Origin of the sequence: Petrimonas sulfuriphila (assembly GCA_038561985.1) — a bacterium.
Taxonomy (GTDB): Bacteria; Bacteroidota; Bacteroidia; order Bacteroidales; family Dysgonomonadaceae; genus Petrimonas; species Petrimonas sulfuriphila.
Genome location: CP073276.1, coordinates 2,816,815 through 2,832,559 on the forward strand (window position 1 = coordinate 2,816,815; position 15,745 = coordinate 2,832,559).

At 43.4% G+C, this 15,745-nt stretch carries 14 protein-coding genes; 8 read left to right on the top strand and 6 right to left on the bottom strand.

The window, feature by feature from the left end; genetic code table 11:
* Positions 1 to 5: 5 nt before the first annotated feature.
* The 3 genes from clpX to tig form a co-directional block, all read right to left on the bottom strand.
* Positions 6 to 1,247, bottom strand: coding sequence for an ATP-dependent Clp protease ATP-binding subunit ClpX (gene clpX / locus KCV26_11910; protein WZX36002.1), 1,242 nt, complete (start codon positions 1,245 to 1,247; stop codon positions 6 to 8).
* 49 nt (positions 1,248 to 1,296) lie between these two features.
* A complete protein-coding gene (clpP, locus tag KCV26_11915) occupies positions 1,297 to 1,971 on the bottom strand; it encodes an ATP-dependent Clp endopeptidase proteolytic subunit ClpP (protein ID WZX36003.1) in 675 nt (224 codons plus the stop codon).
* Positions 1,972 to 2,109: 138 nt separating this feature from the next.
* Positions 2,110 to 3,483 carry a trigger factor gene (gene tig, locus KCV26_11920; protein ID WZX36004.1) on the bottom strand — a complete coding sequence of 458 codons (1,374 nt, stop codon included), beginning with the start codon at positions 3,481 to 3,483 and terminating at the stop codon, positions 2,110 to 2,112.
* Positions 3,484 to 3,696: 213 nt separating this feature from the next.
* Between tig and KCV26_11925 the strand changes: the two genes are divergently transcribed.
* Both KCV26_11925 and KCV26_11930 read left to right on the top strand, forming a co-directional pair.
* Entirely contained in the window at positions 3,697 to 4,587 is an 891-nt protein-coding gene (locus KCV26_11925) for a CPBP family intramembrane metalloprotease (protein ID WZX36005.1), read from the top strand.
* On the top strand, positions 4,574 to 5,170 hold the full coding sequence (locus KCV26_11930; protein WZX36006.1) for a DUF3109 family protein: 597 nt from the start codon (positions 4,574 to 4,576) through the stop codon (positions 5,168 to 5,170). The genes KCV26_11925 and KCV26_11930 overlap by 14 nt, the downstream gene beginning before the upstream one ends.
* Here KCV26_11930 and KCV26_11935 read toward each other — a convergent pair.
* The 3 genes from KCV26_11935 to KCV26_11945 all read right to left on the bottom strand — a co-directional run bounded on the left by KCV26_11935 (position 5,167) and on the right by KCV26_11945 (position 7,609).
* A complete protein-coding gene (locus KCV26_11935) occupies positions 5,167 to 6,627 on the bottom strand; it encodes a glycosyltransferase family 39 protein (GenBank protein ID WZX36007.1) in 1,461 nt (486 codons plus the stop codon). The genes KCV26_11930 and KCV26_11935 overlap by 4 nt on opposite strands.
* Before the next feature lie 122 nt (positions 6,628 to 6,749).
* Positions 6,750 to 7,250, bottom strand: a complete 501-nt coding sequence (locus tag KCV26_11940) for a DMP19 family protein (GenBank protein WZX36008.1) — start codon at positions 7,248 to 7,250, stop codon at positions 6,750 to 6,752.
* 62 nt (positions 7,251 to 7,312) lie between these two features.
* On the bottom strand, positions 7,313 to 7,609 hold the full coding sequence (locus tag KCV26_11945; GenBank protein WZX36009.1) for a hypothetical protein: 297 nt from the start codon (positions 7,607 to 7,609) through the stop codon (positions 7,313 to 7,315).
* Between the two features lie 93 nt (positions 7,610 to 7,702).
* Here KCV26_11945 and KCV26_11950 point away from each other — a divergent pair, with 93 nt between their 5' ends.
* The 6 genes from KCV26_11950 to KCV26_11975 all read left to right on the top strand — a co-directional run bounded on the left by KCV26_11950 (position 7,703) and on the right by KCV26_11975 (position 15,728).
* Positions 7,703 to 8,947 (top strand): DUF1015 domain-containing protein, encoded by a 1,245-nt coding sequence (locus tag KCV26_11950; protein ID WZX36010.1) that lies wholly within the window; start codon positions 7,703 to 7,705, stop codon positions 8,945 to 8,947.
* A 40-nt stretch (positions 8,948 to 8,987) separates the two neighbouring features.
* The gene (locus KCV26_11955; protein ID WZX38389.1) at positions 8,988 to 10,181 is read left to right on the top strand and encodes an amidohydrolase; all 1,194 of its coding nucleotides are present in this window, start codon (positions 8,988 to 8,990) and stop codon (positions 10,179 to 10,181) included.
* 89 nt (positions 10,182 to 10,270) lie between these two features.
* Positions 10,271 to 10,735, top strand: coding sequence for an Lrp/AsnC ligand binding domain-containing protein (locus KCV26_11960; protein ID WZX36011.1), 465 nt, complete (start codon positions 10,271 to 10,273; stop codon positions 10,733 to 10,735).
* 32 nt (positions 10,736 to 10,767) lie between these two features.
* Positions 10,768 to 11,979, top strand: coding sequence for a hydrolase (locus tag KCV26_11965; protein WZX36012.1), 1,212 nt, complete (start codon positions 10,768 to 10,770; stop codon positions 11,977 to 11,979).
* A gap of 6 nt (positions 11,980 to 11,985) precedes the next feature.
* Entirely contained in the window at positions 11,986 to 13,431 is a 1,446-nt protein-coding gene (locus KCV26_11970; GenBank protein WZX36013.1) for a glycoside hydrolase family 125 protein, read from the top strand.
* A gap of 11 nt (positions 13,432 to 13,442) precedes the next feature.
* The gene (locus KCV26_11975) at positions 13,443 to 15,728 is read left to right on the top strand and encodes a GH92 family glycosyl hydrolase (GenBank protein WZX36014.1); all 2,286 of its coding nucleotides are present in this window, start codon (positions 13,443 to 13,445) and stop codon (positions 15,726 to 15,728) included.
* The last annotated feature ends 17 nt before the right edge of the window (positions 15,729 to 15,745 follow it).

The window sequence follows — 15,745 nt, forward strand, 5'->3', positions numbered from 1 at the left end:
GCAATTTAAGCTACTCTCAGGTGCCGGAAATCCGATTTTTCGAAATGCTTCACCGCATATTCGCGAGTTACGTGTAGTTTTTTCTTGTCTTCGGAAGGCAAACTGAACATGGCGTCTATCATAATGGCTTCCACAATGGAACGTAACCCACGGGCACCGAGTTTGAATTCGATGGCTTTGTCAACAATGTACTCGTAAACATCCTTATCCAGGGTGAGTGTAACACCGTCCATGGAGAAGAGTTTTTCGTACTGTTTGATGATGGAGTTTTTGGGCTCGGTGAGGATTCTCAGCAAAGCATCCCTGTCTAAGGGTTCCAGATAGGTAAGTATAGGCAGGCGTCCGATAATTTCGGGTATTAAGCCAAAAGCTTTTAAATCCATCGGGGTGATGTACTGGAGCAGGTTGTTACGGTCTATATCGGCGGTTCTTCCGCTGGCTGCATAACCTACTACGCGCGTATTCAGCCTGTTGGCTATTTTTTTCTCAATCCCGTCGAAAGCGCCCCCGCAAACAAACAATATATTCTTGGTATTTACTGCAATCATGCGCTGTTCGGGATGCTTTCTTCCGCCTTGCGGAGGAACGTTTACGACTGATCCTTCCAGCAACTTCAACAATCCTTGTTGAACACCTTCGCCGCTGACATCGCGGGTGATGGACGGATTATCGCTTTTACGGGCAATTTTATCTATTTCATCGATAAAAACGATACCACGCTCTGCTGCGGCGACATCATAATCGGCAACCTGCAGCAACCGGGTGAGAATACTTTCAATGTCTTCTCCCACGTATCCGGCTTCAGTAAGAACAGTAGCGTCGACGATGGTAAACGGAACACGCAGCAGTTTGGCGATCGTCCTAGCCAACAAAGTTTTTCCTGTTCCGGTGGCACCGACCATAATGATGTTTGATTTTTCGATTTCCACATCGTCTTTCACCGTCTTTTGCAGGATTCGCTTATAATGGTTGTAAACTGAAACAGACAGAAAGCGTTTGGCACTGTCTTGGCCAATAACGTACTGGTCAAGAAATTCCTTGATCTGTTTCGGCTTGGGAAGTGAATTGAGTGAAATGTCGGGAGCCGATTTTCCACTGCTTTTGAACGTTTCGTTTACGATTTCGTGTGCCTGCTCAGAACACATATCGCAGATATAACCCGATATTCCCGAGATAAGCAGGTTCACATCGTTTTCACTTCTTCCGCAGAAACTGCAATGATTGCTGCTGTTTGCTTTTTTTGCCATTTTATTAGACTTTTAGATATCAGATTTCAGAAATCTGTTTTCTAACTTCTTATTTCTTAATTAATATATCATCCACCATTCCATATTCTTTGGCTTCTGAAGCACTCATCCAGAAATCACGGTCCGAATCGCGAGACACTTCCTCGATGGGTCTTCCCGTATGTTTTGAAATGATGGCATTTAATTCCTGTTTTACCTTGGCAATTTCGCGAGCGGTAATCTCAATGTCAGATGCCTGTCCCTGAACGCCGCCCAGCGGTTGGTGAATCATTACACGTGAGTGCGTGAGCGCAAAGCGTTTCTTGGATGTTCCGGCAACCAGCAGAACGGCGGCCATAGATGCTGCCATCCCGGTACAGATGGTGGTTACGTTGCTGGAGATGAACTGCATGGTGTCATATATTCCATAACCGGCATAAACGGATCCACCGGGAGAATTGATGTAAATGGAGATGTCTTTTCCCTGATCAGCAGAGTCGAGATAAAGCAGCTGCGCCTGTATGACATTGGCGGTGTAATCGTCGATCTGAGTGCCGAGAAAGATGATCCGGTCCATCATCAGACGTGAAAACACATCCATTTGGGCAACGTTCAACTGACGTTCTTCGATAATGGTCGGAGAGATGTATCCGCCACCTGCACTTATTATTTTTGTATAGCCGTCCAATCGGGCACTGCTCATCCCAAGATGCTTGACGGCATATTTTCTGAAATCGTTTTGCATAATTTTTTGTTTTTTTATCACCGGTTTTACTCCTGATGCAATGTGTGTGATTTAGACAATCAACCATCGGAATATCGTTTTCCGTGAAACAAAGATATTTATTTTTAGGAGATAATCTCCTTGTTTACGCAGAAGATTTTATTTTTCTTCTTTGTCCTCCGACAGTAACTTCTCGAAATCTTTTGATGGAATTTCCTTCTCGTTGACTTTAACGGTTTGTTTGAGCCATTCCATCACTTTGTTTTCAACCAGCTGGTCGTACATGTTTCTGACCGTATTCTGGTCACCCAGCATCCGTTTAACATAGTTTTCCAACACGTCGGCGGGAACATTGCTCATCCCGTATTGCGCAAATTGTGCTCTGGCAACCTCGGCTGCAAAGGTTTCCAGGTCGCTGTTTTCGATTTTAATGTCCTGTTCCTTTACAATTTTCTCTTTTGACAGGTGATATTTTAAATCTTCAGCGATTTTCGGGTAGTCGTTTTCGATCGTTTCCGCTGTGTTTTTTTCGTTGGCTACCAATAACCACCGTTTCAGGAAAACATCGGGAAATTCAACGTCTTTCAACTTTTTCAGGATCAGTTCACGTGCCGATTTCATAAACAGGTTATCTGCTGCCGGTTTGAACTGGTTGTTCAGTAATTCCGTGACTTTTACCTTGAATTCCTCTTCCGATGAAACCACACCTTCACCCAACACTTTATCAAACAATTCCTGCTCCATAGCTGCTTCTTCGTACCGGGTAACTTCCTGGATCTCAAAAGAAAAGTCGGAGTCGACATCCGCTACGTTTTCTTTGGCGATCTGCAACAACGATGCTATTTCCGCAGCGTTGTTGTCATAGGCTGTTTTGGGGTTGAAGACAACAGTATCGCCCACCTTGGCACCCACAAACTTCTTTTTTGTCTCTTCATCCTTGATGTACGATGGCATGATCATGCCGTTTTCGATTTCAATCAGGTTCTCTTTAGGTTCGCCGTTATCGATTTCCGATATCTTTCCTTTGATAAGATCGGTTTCGACCGTTTCGCCTTCCACTTTTTTATAGGAGCCGTAATTTTGTTTGTAGGCATCGTATTGTTTATCAAGCAAATCATCTTCCAGCTTGACGTTGTAATAAATGAGCGTGTCTCTTTTGTTGAGTGGAAGTTCAAATTCAGGAGCCAAAGCAACATCAAACTTAAATTCGAAATTTTCATCCTTGTCGAAATCGATGGTTTTTTGTTCTTCTTCGTTTGGCAGCGGCTCACCCAGGATATTCAGTTCGTTTTCTTTGATGTATTTGTATAATTCGTTGCTTACTAACTTGTTGATTTCTTCGGCAAGAATAGATTTTCCATACATTTTCTGAATAATTCCTTTGGGAATTTTTCCTTGTCTAAAACCAGGGATATTGGCTTTTTGACGGAATTGATTCAACGATTTGTCAACGTTTTCCTGATAATCCGGTTTTTCTAATTCTATGGCGATGATGCCGTTTACATTGTCTGTTTTGTTGAGTGTTACCTTCATTTGAACTGTTTATTTTACGCTTTATAAGTTTTGTTCCAGTTTGAAAATCAATCGATTTAAATAGTAAAACCGATTTTTTAAAATTGGATGCAAAAATACGCTTTATATTGATAACTGCAAAAAATATTTGAGAGTTAATTATTTAAACAATGCAAAATAAGCCCTTCGCATTCACCCGATTTTAGCTATCTTTGCAGCTCGAAATTACGAAACATGCAAAAAATACTCGAACATAGCTCACAACGTGCAAGAATTATCTACCTGCTTCTGTTCTCCCTGATGGGCTCGTTTTTGGCCGGAGCAGTCTTGTTTGTGGTTGGAATTTCACTGCCATCCGTAGACGGAAGCATCTGGTATTATCGGTTCAGCATTATCTTGCAGGATATTTTTGTGATGTTTCTGCCCGCTTACACTCTTTGTCTGTGGATTGCGGATAAGCCGATGCAGATGATGGGGGTAAGGAAAACCCGAAAAATGTCGCAAGGTCTTCTGTACGGTTTTTTAATTTTTGGAGTTTCCTATCCCGCAATAGCGGTTATCGCTCAGTGGAATGAACAGATTGTGCTTCCTGACTCATTGACGGGAGTGGAGAATTGGATGCGGCAGATGGAGGACGCCGCCAAGGATGTTACCGATCTCTTCCTTTCGGGGGAAACCTTATCCGACTTGTTTTTGAATTTGTTGATTATTGCTGCTGCTGCCGCTTTTGTGGAAGAGATTTTTTTCAGGGGTGCCTTGCAACAGCTTATCGAAAAATGGTTGCGTAACGGCCATGTGGCAGTGTGGACAGCCGCCTTTATTTTCAGTGCCATTCACTTGCAATTTTATGGTTTTCTCCCGCGACTGGTTATGGGGGCTGTGTTGGGGTACCTGTTTCTTTATTCACGAAATTTATGGATTCCCATGCTTTATCATTTTGTGAATAATGCGGCTGTGGTTGTGATCACGTACTTCTGGGGAGAAAGCAATTTTCTGGAACAACTGGAAGATAAGCCCCTGACGTGGGTTTCGTTTATTGTGATGATTGTGAGTGGGTTGTTGACCTATTTCCTGTTTTCACAATACAAGGTACAAGTTAAAGTTGAAAATGATGATTCAAATTAGAGACACTATATTATCAGACGATATTTTTGAAGAGCATTTTATTTGTCATTTAACCAAATGTAAAGGTGCTTGTTGTGTTGAAGGTGATTCTGGCGCGCCGTTGGAACAGGAGGAATTTGAGCAAATACAGTCGATCCTGCCTGAGATATGGAACGATTTGTCGCCCAAGGCGCAGGCTCTTATTGAAGAACAGGGCATTGCTTATACCGATTATGACGGTGAACTGGTAACATCCATCATCAACGGCCGGGAATGTGTGTTCACCTACTTTGATGCGGATGGTACATGCAAATGTTCCATTGAAAAAGCCTGCCGCGAAGGCCGTATTCAGGTGCAGAAACCCATTTCGTGCCACCTTTATCCCATACGTTTACAGAAGCTGAGCGAATTTACGGCAGTAAACTACAACCGTTGGTCGATATGCAAGCCCGCTGTGAAACTTGGAAAACGTGAAGGGGTAAAGATCTACGAGTTTCTTCGTGAGCCGCTTATACGTAGGTTCGGTGAAGAATGGTACAAGGAGGTTTGTGAAGCGGCAAAGTTGCTGGAAGAGGAGAAAAGAGCAGATAGCAGGGAGCCCTAGAAAATATCCATTGCCTTTTTCTTTTCTTCAATCATTTTATAAAACACGGGTGTTACATCTGTTTTCGGTTGGCTAAGAAGATAGATCCGGGTTCCGTATTCATCGGCATATTTATTTTCAATTTTGCCTTTCAGGTGAACACTCCTGAACAGGTTGAGGGTTGTGCTGTCGGGTTCCGGACCGATCCAGATAATGTTTAGAATAACTGGATAATGCGGAATCCAAAAAATGTAATCGGTACTTAACGAGTAGGCTTCCGGCACTTTATCCCTGTTGTAATAATTTATAGCTCCCGCAAGGCCGTAATTGTCACAGAACAGGAGTGTTGATTGTTTCTCTTTATCAGGGATTTGATTGTAAGCCTCTCTTGTTTTTGCGGCCAGTTCTTTCCAACCGGTCATATTGGCAAAATCTTGAGGAAGTTGACGCTGGGAACCATCCTCCCAGTCGAGTAGCCCCATCTTGTTATAGAACTCCTGATTTTCCGCGATGTATTTGGGAGAGTGGTAGGGCATGATGTAAGGGCCGAGAAAAAGGAAAGCACCCATGCTCAGCCCTCCCAGCAACGAGAATACCACAACCCTGCCTTTCCCGATCATGCGTTCCGGATAAACACTGCCAAAAGCCAGCAAAACGGGATAAAGCCCCAGCGCATAATAACTCTTCGCCCTGCAAAGGGTGAACAGTGTAAGGACGACAAGGAAAGTTATTCCGATGAACCGGAATTGGCGAAAAGGCTTGTAAAAGATAAACGACCAGAACGCAGCCAAGACAGGAAATACTCCAAACATCAAAAAACGGGGTTGGGTAATTAAAAACTCTGCATGACTGATGTGAGACAGCTGGCTTTCGTTCAGCGCTTTCATGTGATGAAAGACCGGCAGGTTATTGTTGGCTTGCCAGATAATATTGGGCAGGATTAGCAGCAGGCAGATTCCTGCAGCATAATAGAAATATCTATGGGTTAAAATTTTCCTTTGAGAAGAAAGAAGTAACCCAATTAACAACCCCGCGATAAGAAAAAACACCGTGTATTTATTGTTGATAGCTAGTGCACAGATAACCCCTGACATGAGCAACCATTTGTTGTTTTGGGAAGTGATAAATTTGACGAGCGTGTAAAAAATGATTGTCCACACAAGGATATCGAAAGCGTTTGGGTGAAAAAGGATATTAAGTCGGGAAAAAGGAGAAAAAATCAGCAAAACTGAGGCAAGCATCTTGGCCGGAAGCCCTCCTTTCAGTTCCTCCACCAGGAACCAAACCATCACGACCGTTAACGTGCCGAAGAGGGCAGGAAAGAAACGTACCCAGAATAACCCTCCACCCAACAACTGGATTATTGCGGCAATCCACGAGGTAAAAGGAGGCACTGAAATGTACCCCGCAGCCGGATGAAAAGCCTGGTCGAGATAGAGAAACTCATCGCGGTGCAGTTCGTATTCCGGATTGACCATGACGTACTGCAAAACAAATTTGACAAGAACCAAAAGAAACAGCATGCCGTAGCGGGAGAAAAGGGAAAATATCCTCTTTATTTTCTTTTGGCCGGTCGATACGCAATTTTTTTTATCAGCATTCACTTGACCACTTCCGCAAAATCTTCCATGTTTTCATCCACGTATGCTGCAATAACAGAAGTCTCTTCCTCTTCTATTTCCATATACTTTTCTTCCAATTCATCGAACTGTTCGAATTGTTCATACATGGCCATGAATTCCTCTTCGGTGGTGTCACGCTCGAGTTCAGCCCGGTGGCTATCGTAAATTTCCTTGGCTTTGTACAGGATTTTCGATAACCCTTTAGCTCCCATCGACTTCAAGGCCTTCGCCGCAGGGTTGTCAAAAAGGTACCCGCCGTATCCGTTCTGGATCAACTGCACGAAACCCCCTTCGCGCACTTCGTCCGTAAAAAACCGGAAAGCCAGAAGCGTGTGTTGGTAACCATTTAGCTTATGCATGTTCTCTGCCGTAATGCCCCCGTCTAACACTTCCAGGTAAGCATCGGTAAACACCTTCAGAAATTCATCCATGCCTTTTTCGGCTGCCTTGATAATCTTTTGTTCGGGAATTTGAATCATATTACTTCACGTTTTATTTGTTTTTAATAAATTTTGAAGGTGTTACCTGCCGTATAAAAAACTCATCGGTGTGAAAATAGCTGGATGAAGAAAAAAAGTAGGGCTGCCACAACAATAATCAGGGAGACAATGGCAATAATTTGATATTGCCGTTTTTTTTGTGAAGAAATTTCCTCAGCTTTTTCTATTTCAACGCTTTCTATGTTCCGTAAGTATTCTTCCGTTATGCGCGGCCGCTTATGCGACCTGAATCTTCCGCCTCCGACCTCCTTTCTTTGTGTGCGGTTTAGCTCCAGCTTCTTTATCATGTCCAGCATGTGTCCTTCACCACCCATAATACTAAGTGTTTGATTGCTCACACCAAAGTTAAACAATTTCGCTGAATAACTACAAGGTTGGGAAAAAAACAGTACTTTTGCAGCAGTATTCACAAATAATATTAATCTTAAACAATGGCAATTATTAAACCATTCAAGGGTGTTCGTCCACCCAAACAATTCGTAAAAGAGGTTGCATCGCGTCCGTATGATGTGCTAAATTCTGACGAGGCCCGCCGGGAAGCCGAAGGAAATGAAAAATCGCTCTATCGAATCATTAAACCGGAAATTGAATTTCCGGTTGGAAAAGATGAACACGACGAGGATGTGTACGCGAAGGCTGCAGAGAATTTCCGGTTGTTTCAAGACAAAGGCTGGTTGGTGCAGGACGAAAAAGAAATGTATTACGTGTATGCACAGACAATGAACGGCAAGACGCAATATGGCCTGGTGGTCGGTGCTTACGTGGAAGATTACATAAACGGTAAAATCAAGAAACATGAGTTAACCCGGCGCGATAAAGAAGAAGACCGGATGAAGCATGTGCGTGTGAACGATGCCAATATTGAACCCGTATTTTTTGCTTACCATTACAATGAAGAGATTAATGCCATAATAGCGCGGATTATCAGGCAGGAAGCTGAATATGATTTTATTTCCGTAGACGGTGTAGGACACCATTTCTGGCTGATTGACAATGATACCGATATCCGCCGCATTACCGAAATTTTCGCCACTTTCCCGGCCATGTATATTGCTGATGGACACCACCGCTCCGCAGCGGCTGCCCTTGTAGGTGCTGAAAAGGCAAAGAATAATCCTTACCACAGGGGGGATGAGGAGTATAACTATTTTATGGCGGTCTGTTTTCCGGACAATCAGTTGACAATTATCGATTACAACCGGGTGGTAAAGGATTTGAACGGATTATCCCCTGACGCATTTTTGAAAAAACTGGAAAAGAATTTCCTGGTTGAGCCTACCGGTTCCGAAATACAGAAACCCGGAAACTTACACAACTTCTCGGTATATCTCGACGGACGTTCATTCAGTGTGACGGCAAAACCCGGAACCTATGACGATAACGACCCTATAGGTGCACTGGATGTAACGGTTACATCCCTCCTTATCCTGGACGAGATTTTGGGAATAAAAGACCTGCGTTCCGATAAGCGTATTGATTTCGTGGGGGGAATCCGTGGCTTGGGAGAATTGAAAAAACGGGTGGACACCGGAGAAATGGCATTGGCGATAGCACTTTATCCTGTATCCATGAAGCAGTTGATGGATATTGCTGATTCTGGCAACATCATGCCTCCCAAAACAACGTGGTTTGAACCGAAACTTCGTTCAGGCCTGGTAATCCATAAACTTTCGTAAATCACAGGGAATAATGCCCAAAGTAACAGACCGGATGGAAATGGCAAATAATGCGGTAATGATAAGAAAAGAATCGGAAAAAATTTTTACCGAAATTGTCGGACATTACCGCTATTTACATCAACATCCCGAGCTTTCCTATAAAGAAGAAAATACGGCAAGGTACATTACGGAGTTTTTGGATATCGAAAAAATTCCGTACCGCAGAAATATCGGAGGATATGGAATTCTGGCGTGGGTCGTAGGTGAAAAAGAAGGGGGTGGCAAAACTGCCGCTTTTGTTGCCGATATGGATGCTTTGCCTGTACACGAAAGAAATGATGTGCCGTATAAATCGGTGACCGATGGTATCATGCATGCCTGTGGCCACGATTCACACACGGCATCGTTGATGGGGACAGCCAAAATAGTGAATTCGCTGCGAAGTGAATTTTCCGGCACGGTATTGTTTGTGTTTCAACCTGGAGAGGAACAATCGCCCGGTGGAGCCGCCTTGATGTTAAAAGACGGCGTTTTCCGGGATTTTAACCCCGATTTCGTAATAAAACAGCATGCTTATGTGGACTTACCAGCCGGAATGGTGGCATTCCAAACCGGAACGGTAATGGCATCTGCCGATGAAATTCACATTAAGGTAAAAGGAGAGGGTGGCCACGGCGCATTACCTCATGAACTGAACGATACGGTGCTGGCTGCTTCGAACATCCTTATTGCTCTTCAACAAGTGGTAAGCCGTCGCAGAAATCCGTTTCAACCCATGACACTTTCTTTCGGGAAATTCATTGCCGACGGTGCAACCAACGTTATTCCTTCGGAAGTAGTGCTTGCCGGCTCACTCAGGTGTATGGACGAAAGCGAACGACAGAAGATGCTTGGTGTCATCCCGCAAATTATTGATTCGGTATCTGCTGCCTATGGGTGTAGCTGTGAGATTGTTATGCCTGAAGGTTATCCGTGCACCGTCAGTCATGCTGCTGTAACTGAAAAAGTACGTTCGCAGGCTATTGAATTTTTAGGCGAAGCCGGGGTTTCGGAGTACCCCGTACGCATGACAGCAGAGGATTTTGGCTTTTTTTCCCAGCAATATCCGTGCTGTTTTTATCGGTTTGGTGTGGCCGACAGAAGCGGGGCTTGCGGCAAGCTTCACTCATCCAATTTTCTCATCGACGAAAAGGCATTGTTAACCGCTTCATCGTTATTTGCTTTTATTGCTCTCGATTCACTTGAAAGGTAATAATTTATTCGTTTTTTGCTGTTAGGAACCTGTTTTTTTATATTTTTGTAAAAAAATAATCATTTTTCTAACAAATTAAAAGTATAACTATGGCTTATCATGATTTAGACGAACTGGATGGGAAAATCCTGAAACTTATTGTAAACAACGCACGAATTCCCTTTCTTGAAGTAGCCCGCGAATGTGGTGTGTCGGGTGCAGCCATTCACCAACGCGTACAGAAATTAGTCAATTTAGGCGTTATCAAGGGATCTGAATTTATCCTTGATGCTGAAAAGATAGGTTACGAAACGTGTGCTTATGTGGGGTTGTTTCTTGTATCGCCTTCGTCTTTCGATAGCGTAGTGAAAGAATTGGAGAAAATCCCCGAAGTGGTGGAGTGTTATTACACTACCGGGCAGTATGACCTGTTAATTAAAGTGTTCGCTAAAAACAACAAAGATCTACTTCGTATTATCCACAGTCAGCTTCAACCTCTTGGTCTGGCCAGAACCGAAACGTTGATGTGCTTCAAAGATGCTTTTCGCAAGAAATTGCCGATAGATTTTTCGTAAAAAAATTATTACCTGTTTTATTTCAAAGTCAGATGGTGGGCAAAAAAAAAATATTGATATTTATTTTTGTTTTTACCGGTTTGCTATTCTGTGCTGGTAATGCCGGAGTTCCAGGTAAAAAAGTGGAAGGAATAGGCAATGAAAAGCAGATTGCTGACTTTATTCTCACTAATGTTATAAGACTTTATGATGTTCCTGAACACGGATTGTTGTCGGAAACCTATCCGATAAATCCCGATCACAAAGTAAATTACCTGGCTGAGGGGAGCACTCAAAAACAAAAACAGGAAGTGTCTTTTTTATGGCCTTACTCGGGTGTGATTTCTGGAACGGTTGCCCTGTATGCTTTTACGAAGGAAAAAAAATACCTTGATCTGATGGAGAAGCGCTTGTTGCCGGGGTTGGAGAAATACTTCGATACATCGCGTCACCCCGGAGGTTATCAGTCTTATCCTATTTTTGCGGGACACAGTGATAGGTTCTATGATGATAATGTATGGCTGGCACTTGATTTTTGTACGTTCTACGCAAATACTCAAAACAAGAAATACCTCGATAAAGCACTTGAAATATATGACTTTGTTTACAGCGGATGGGACGGTAACCTGGGTGGGGGAGTTTATTGGTGTGAGCAAAAAAAAACCAGTAAAAACACCTGCTCCAATGCTCCGTCAGCCGTACTCAGTGCCAGGTTGTATCAGTTAACCGGCGATGAAAAATTCCTTTCACGTGCAGTAGAGACTTATCTCTGGACAAAAAACAATTTACTGGACCGGTCTGATTTTGTTTATTGGGATAATGTTGCGCTTGATGGAAAAATTGATAAAAGGAAATATACTTACAACAGCGGGCAAATGATCGAAGCGGGAGTTTTGCTTTACCAGATTACCGGTGACAGAACATACCTGACTGATGCTCAAAAAACAGCATCGGGAACTTATCAATATTTTACAACTGTTGAATCAACTGCGGAGGGAAGAATAGTGTTCTATCCCGATACTCCGTGGTTTAATGCAATACTTTTCAGGGGATTAAAAGCGCTTTATATCGTGGACGGAAACAAGAAATATATTCAATCCATGCTTGAAAACGCTCACTTTGCCTGGAGCAATACAGCAGATGAGCATAACCTGCTTGGAAAAGACTGGAGGAAAAAGTCGACACAACCCTATAAATGGTTGCTCGATAATGCTTGTATGATTGAACTTTTCGCCGGACTCGGCGACATTACTAAAATTAAGTGAATAAAAATGACTTCAAGGAGAAATTTTATCAAAAAAAGTGCCCTGGGGCTTACGGCCTTGGCTGTAAATCCTTCCTGGGCGAAAGGAAAAATCACAACTTCCGGCCAGGCGGGTAAATATGTGTCACGACGGCCTCCTGTTTCTGAAAGAAAATTTGTTTCAAGGGCTGTGGAAACGACCATCACAAGGGTTAAGTCCAAGATTAAAGATGAAAAATTGGCTTGGATGTTCGAGAACTGTTTTCCGAACACGTTGGATACAACCGTGAATTTTTCAATGAGAAACGGGAAACCCGATACTTTTGTAATTACGGGGGACATCGATGCCATGTGGCTTCGTGACTCCTCGGCGCAAGTTTGGCCTTATCTTCCTTTAATGAACGAAGACAATCAACTCAAACAGATGATTGCAGGCGTTGTAAACAGGCAAACGCAGTGTATACTTGTCGACCCTTATGCGAACGCATTTTATCCTAATCCTAATCCCAAAGGGGAATGGAGAACGGACAATACCGATATGAAACCCGAGGTGCACGAGCGCAAGTGGGAAATTGATTCACTTTGTTATCCTATTCGTCTGGCTTACCATTATTGGAAAACGACCAACGATACCTCGGTCTTTGATGCCGATTGGCGAAAAGCGATGGCATTGGTGTTGAAAACCTTCAGGGAACAACAACGAAAAGAAAATGAAGGGCCATATACTTTCCTACGTGTTACCGACCGCCAGTTGGATACGGTAAATAATAAGGGATTGGGGAATCCTGTGAATCCTGTCGGATTAATCGTTTCTTCGTTCCGTCCTTCGGATGATGCTACCACTTTTGGATTTCTGGTTCCTTCCAATATGTTTGCCGTAACCTCGCTGAAGCAATTGGTCGAAATTTCGGAATCGGTTACCAAGGATGCTTCTTTTGCGAAAGAGTGCAAATCCCTGGCCGACGAGGTTGATGTAGCTGTTAAGAAATATGCGGTCACCACACATCCCAACCACGGTCAAATCTACGCATTTGAAGTGGACGGATTTGGAAATTATTACCTGATGGACGATGCTAATGTCCCAAGTTTATTGGCAATTCCGTACTTGGGTGGCGAATGTGACGATGACGCTATCTACCGAAATACGCGTAATTTCGTGTTGAGCAAAGATAATCCGTATTTCTTTAAAGGAACTGCAGGGGAGGGAATTGGTGGACCACACATCGGTTATGATATGATTTGGCCCATGAGTATTATTTTGCGTGCAATTACAAGCCAGAGCGACGATGAGATTCGACATTGTATACAAATGCTTCGTGATACTGACGCCGGTACCGGATTCATGCATGAATCGTTTCATAAAAATGATCCTGCAAATTTTACACGAACATGGTTCGCATGGGTTAACACTCTTTTTGGAGAATTGATTCTTAAATTAGAGAAGGAAAATAAAATGAACCTATTAAACACTTAAAAATAAGCGTAATGAAATCAAATTCAGTGTTTCTTCTTTTGTTGCTGAGCGTTTATCTTGTTCACGCACAGGATAAATTAGAACCGGTTGATTATGTGAGTATTCTTGTAGGAACTCAATCCAAGTTTGAACTTTCCAACGGAAATACCTATCCTGTCATTGCCCTGCCGTGGGCAATGAATTTTTGGACTCCTCAGACAGGAAAAATGGGCGATGGATGGATTTACCGCTACGATGCGGATAAGATCCGCGGATTTAAGCAGACACACCAACCAAGTCCCTGGATGAACGATTATGGCCAGTTCTCGATTATGCCAATTGTTGGCAAAACGGTTTTTAACGAAGAAGAACGTGCCAGTTGGTTTTCGCACAAGGCGGAGATTGCCAAACCTTATTATTACAGCGTTTATCTGGCAGATTACGATGTGACAACCGAAATTACACCAACGGAACGCGCGGCTATTTTCCGTTTCACGTTTCCCGAAACCGAAGACGCAAACCTGATAATCGATGCTTTCAATAAAGGATCTTCGGTGGAGGTTTTGCCTGAAAAAAATGCAATTATCGGCTATACAACCCGTAATAGCGGCGGAGTCCCCGATAATTTCAAAAACCATTTTGTAATTGTTTTCGATAAGCCGTTTCGAACATATTTTGACGTAAGAGATGCAATGATCGGAAAGAAAAAAGCCGATAAAACGCAAAGCGATCATTCCGGAGCAATCGTTAAATTCAAAACACAGCGCGGCGAGCAAATAGTAGCGCGCGTTGCATCCTCTTTCATCAGTTACGATCAGGCGTGGCAAAACCTGAAAGAGGTTGAAAGCAAGAGTTTCGAAAATGTTAAGCAGGAAGGCAGAAAATCGTGGAATGAAGTATTGGGCAAAGTAGAGATTGAAGATGACAATATTGACAACAAACGCACTTTTTATTCCACCCTTTATCGTTCAACGCTCTTTCCCCGTAAGTTTTACGAAATTGATGCCCAGGGAAATGCAATACATTATAGCCCTTACAACGGGCAGGTACTCCCCGGATATATGTATACAGATACCGGATTTTGGGATACATTCCGTTCCCTGTTTCCTTTGCTGAATTTGATGTACCCGTCTGTCAACAAGGAGATTCAGGAGGGGTTGATTAATACGTACAAAGAGAGCGGCTTCCTGCCTGAATGGGCAAGTCCTGGACACCGTGGAATCATGATTGGGAACAATTCGGCTTCGGTGGTGGCCGATGCTTACCTGAAAGGGTTACGCGGCTACGATATCGAAACGCTTTATGAGGCAATGATACACGGAACGGAGAATGTACATCCGAAGGTCTCGTCTACCGGGCGGTTGGGGCATGAATATTACAATACACTTGGCTACGTTCCTTATGATGTGAAGATCAAAGAAAATGCGGCGCGCACGCTGGAATACGCGTATGCCGACTGGACAATTTATAAATTGGCCAAAGCCTTGAACCGTCCCCAGGCGGAGATCGACCTATACGCGAAACGTTGCCAAAATTACCGTAATTTGTATTCACCTGAGTACAAACTGATGAGGGGCAAGAACAAGGACGGAACGTTTCAGTCGCCTTTCAGCCCCACGAAATGGGGGGATGCATTTACCGAAGGCAACAGTTGGCACTACACCTGGTCGGTATTTCACGATCCGCAAGGATTGATCGATCTGATGGGTGGAAACAAGGAATTTGTGAATATGCTGGATTCTGTTTTCAAGATGCCACCGGTTTTTGACGATAGCTATTACGGATTTCCTATTCACGAAATCCGGGAGATGCAGATTATGAATATGGGGCAGTATGCTCACGGGAATCAACCCATTCAGCACATGGTATACCTCTACAATTATGCAGGAGAACCCTGGAAAACCCAATACTGGGCGCGTGAAGTGATGAATAAACTTTATACGCCCGCTCCCGACGGTTATTGCGGTGATGAAGATAACGGGCAAACGTCGGCATGGTATGTTTTTTCTGCTATGGGATTTTACCCGGTTTGTCCGGGAAGCGATGAATATATCCTGGGGTCACCGTTGTTTGAGAAAATAACCGTTCACCTGGAAAACGGGAGAAAACTACTGATAAATTCTCCAGGGAACAGTAAGTCAACTCGTTACATTTCGGACTTTAGATTGAACGGAAAAACGTATACCAAAAACTACGTGAAGCATCAGGATTTGATGGAAGGAGCCAGAATTGATGTGAAGATGTCGGATAAACCGAACAGGACAAGGGGAATCCGAAAGTCCGATTTTCCGTATTCGTTTTCCAACGAGAATAAATAACAAAAAAAGTGCTGAAA

Coding starts and splice junctions, on each gene's coding strand:
- clpX (WZX36002.1), bottom strand. CDS start 1,247: ATGGCAAAAAAAGCAAACAGCAGCAATCATTGCAGTTTCTGCGGAAGA.
- clpP (WZX36003.1), bottom strand. CDS start 1,971: ATGCAAAACGATTTCAGAAAATATGCCGTCAAGCATCTTGGGATGAGC.
- tig (WZX36004.1), bottom strand. CDS start 3,483: ATGAAGGTAACACTCAACAAAACAGACAATGTAAACGGCATCATCGCC.
- KCV26_11925 (WZX36005.1), top strand. CDS start 3,697: ATGCAAAAAATACTCGAACATAGCTCACAACGTGCAAGAATTATCTAC.
- KCV26_11930 (WZX36006.1), top strand. CDS start 4,574: ATGATTCAAATTAGAGACACTATATTATCAGACGATATTTTTGAAGAG.
- KCV26_11935 (WZX36007.1), bottom strand. CDS start 6,627: ATGGTCAATCCGGAATACGAACTGCACCGCGATGAGTTTCTCTATCTC.
- KCV26_11940 (WZX36008.1), bottom strand. CDS start 7,250: ATGATTCAAATTCCCGAACAAAAGATTATCAAGGCAGCCGAAAAAGGC.
- KCV26_11950 (WZX36010.1), top strand. CDS start 7,703: ATGGCAATTATTAAACCATTCAAGGGTGTTCGTCCACCCAAACAATTC.
- KCV26_11955 (WZX38389.1), top strand. CDS start 8,988: ATGGCAAATAATGCGGTAATGATAAGAAAAGAATCGGAAAAAATTTTT.
- KCV26_11960 (WZX36011.1), top strand. CDS start 10,271: ATGGCTTATCATGATTTAGACGAACTGGATGGGAAAATCCTGAAACTT.
- KCV26_11965 (WZX36012.1), top strand. CDS start 10,768: ATGGTGGGCAAAAAAAAAATATTGATATTTATTTTTGTTTTTACCGGT.
- KCV26_11970 (WZX36013.1), top strand. CDS start 11,986: ATGACTTCAAGGAGAAATTTTATCAAAAAAAGTGCCCTGGGGCTTACG.
- KCV26_11975 (WZX36014.1), top strand. CDS start 13,443: ATGAAATCAAATTCAGTGTTTCTTCTTTTGTTGCTGAGCGTTTATCTT.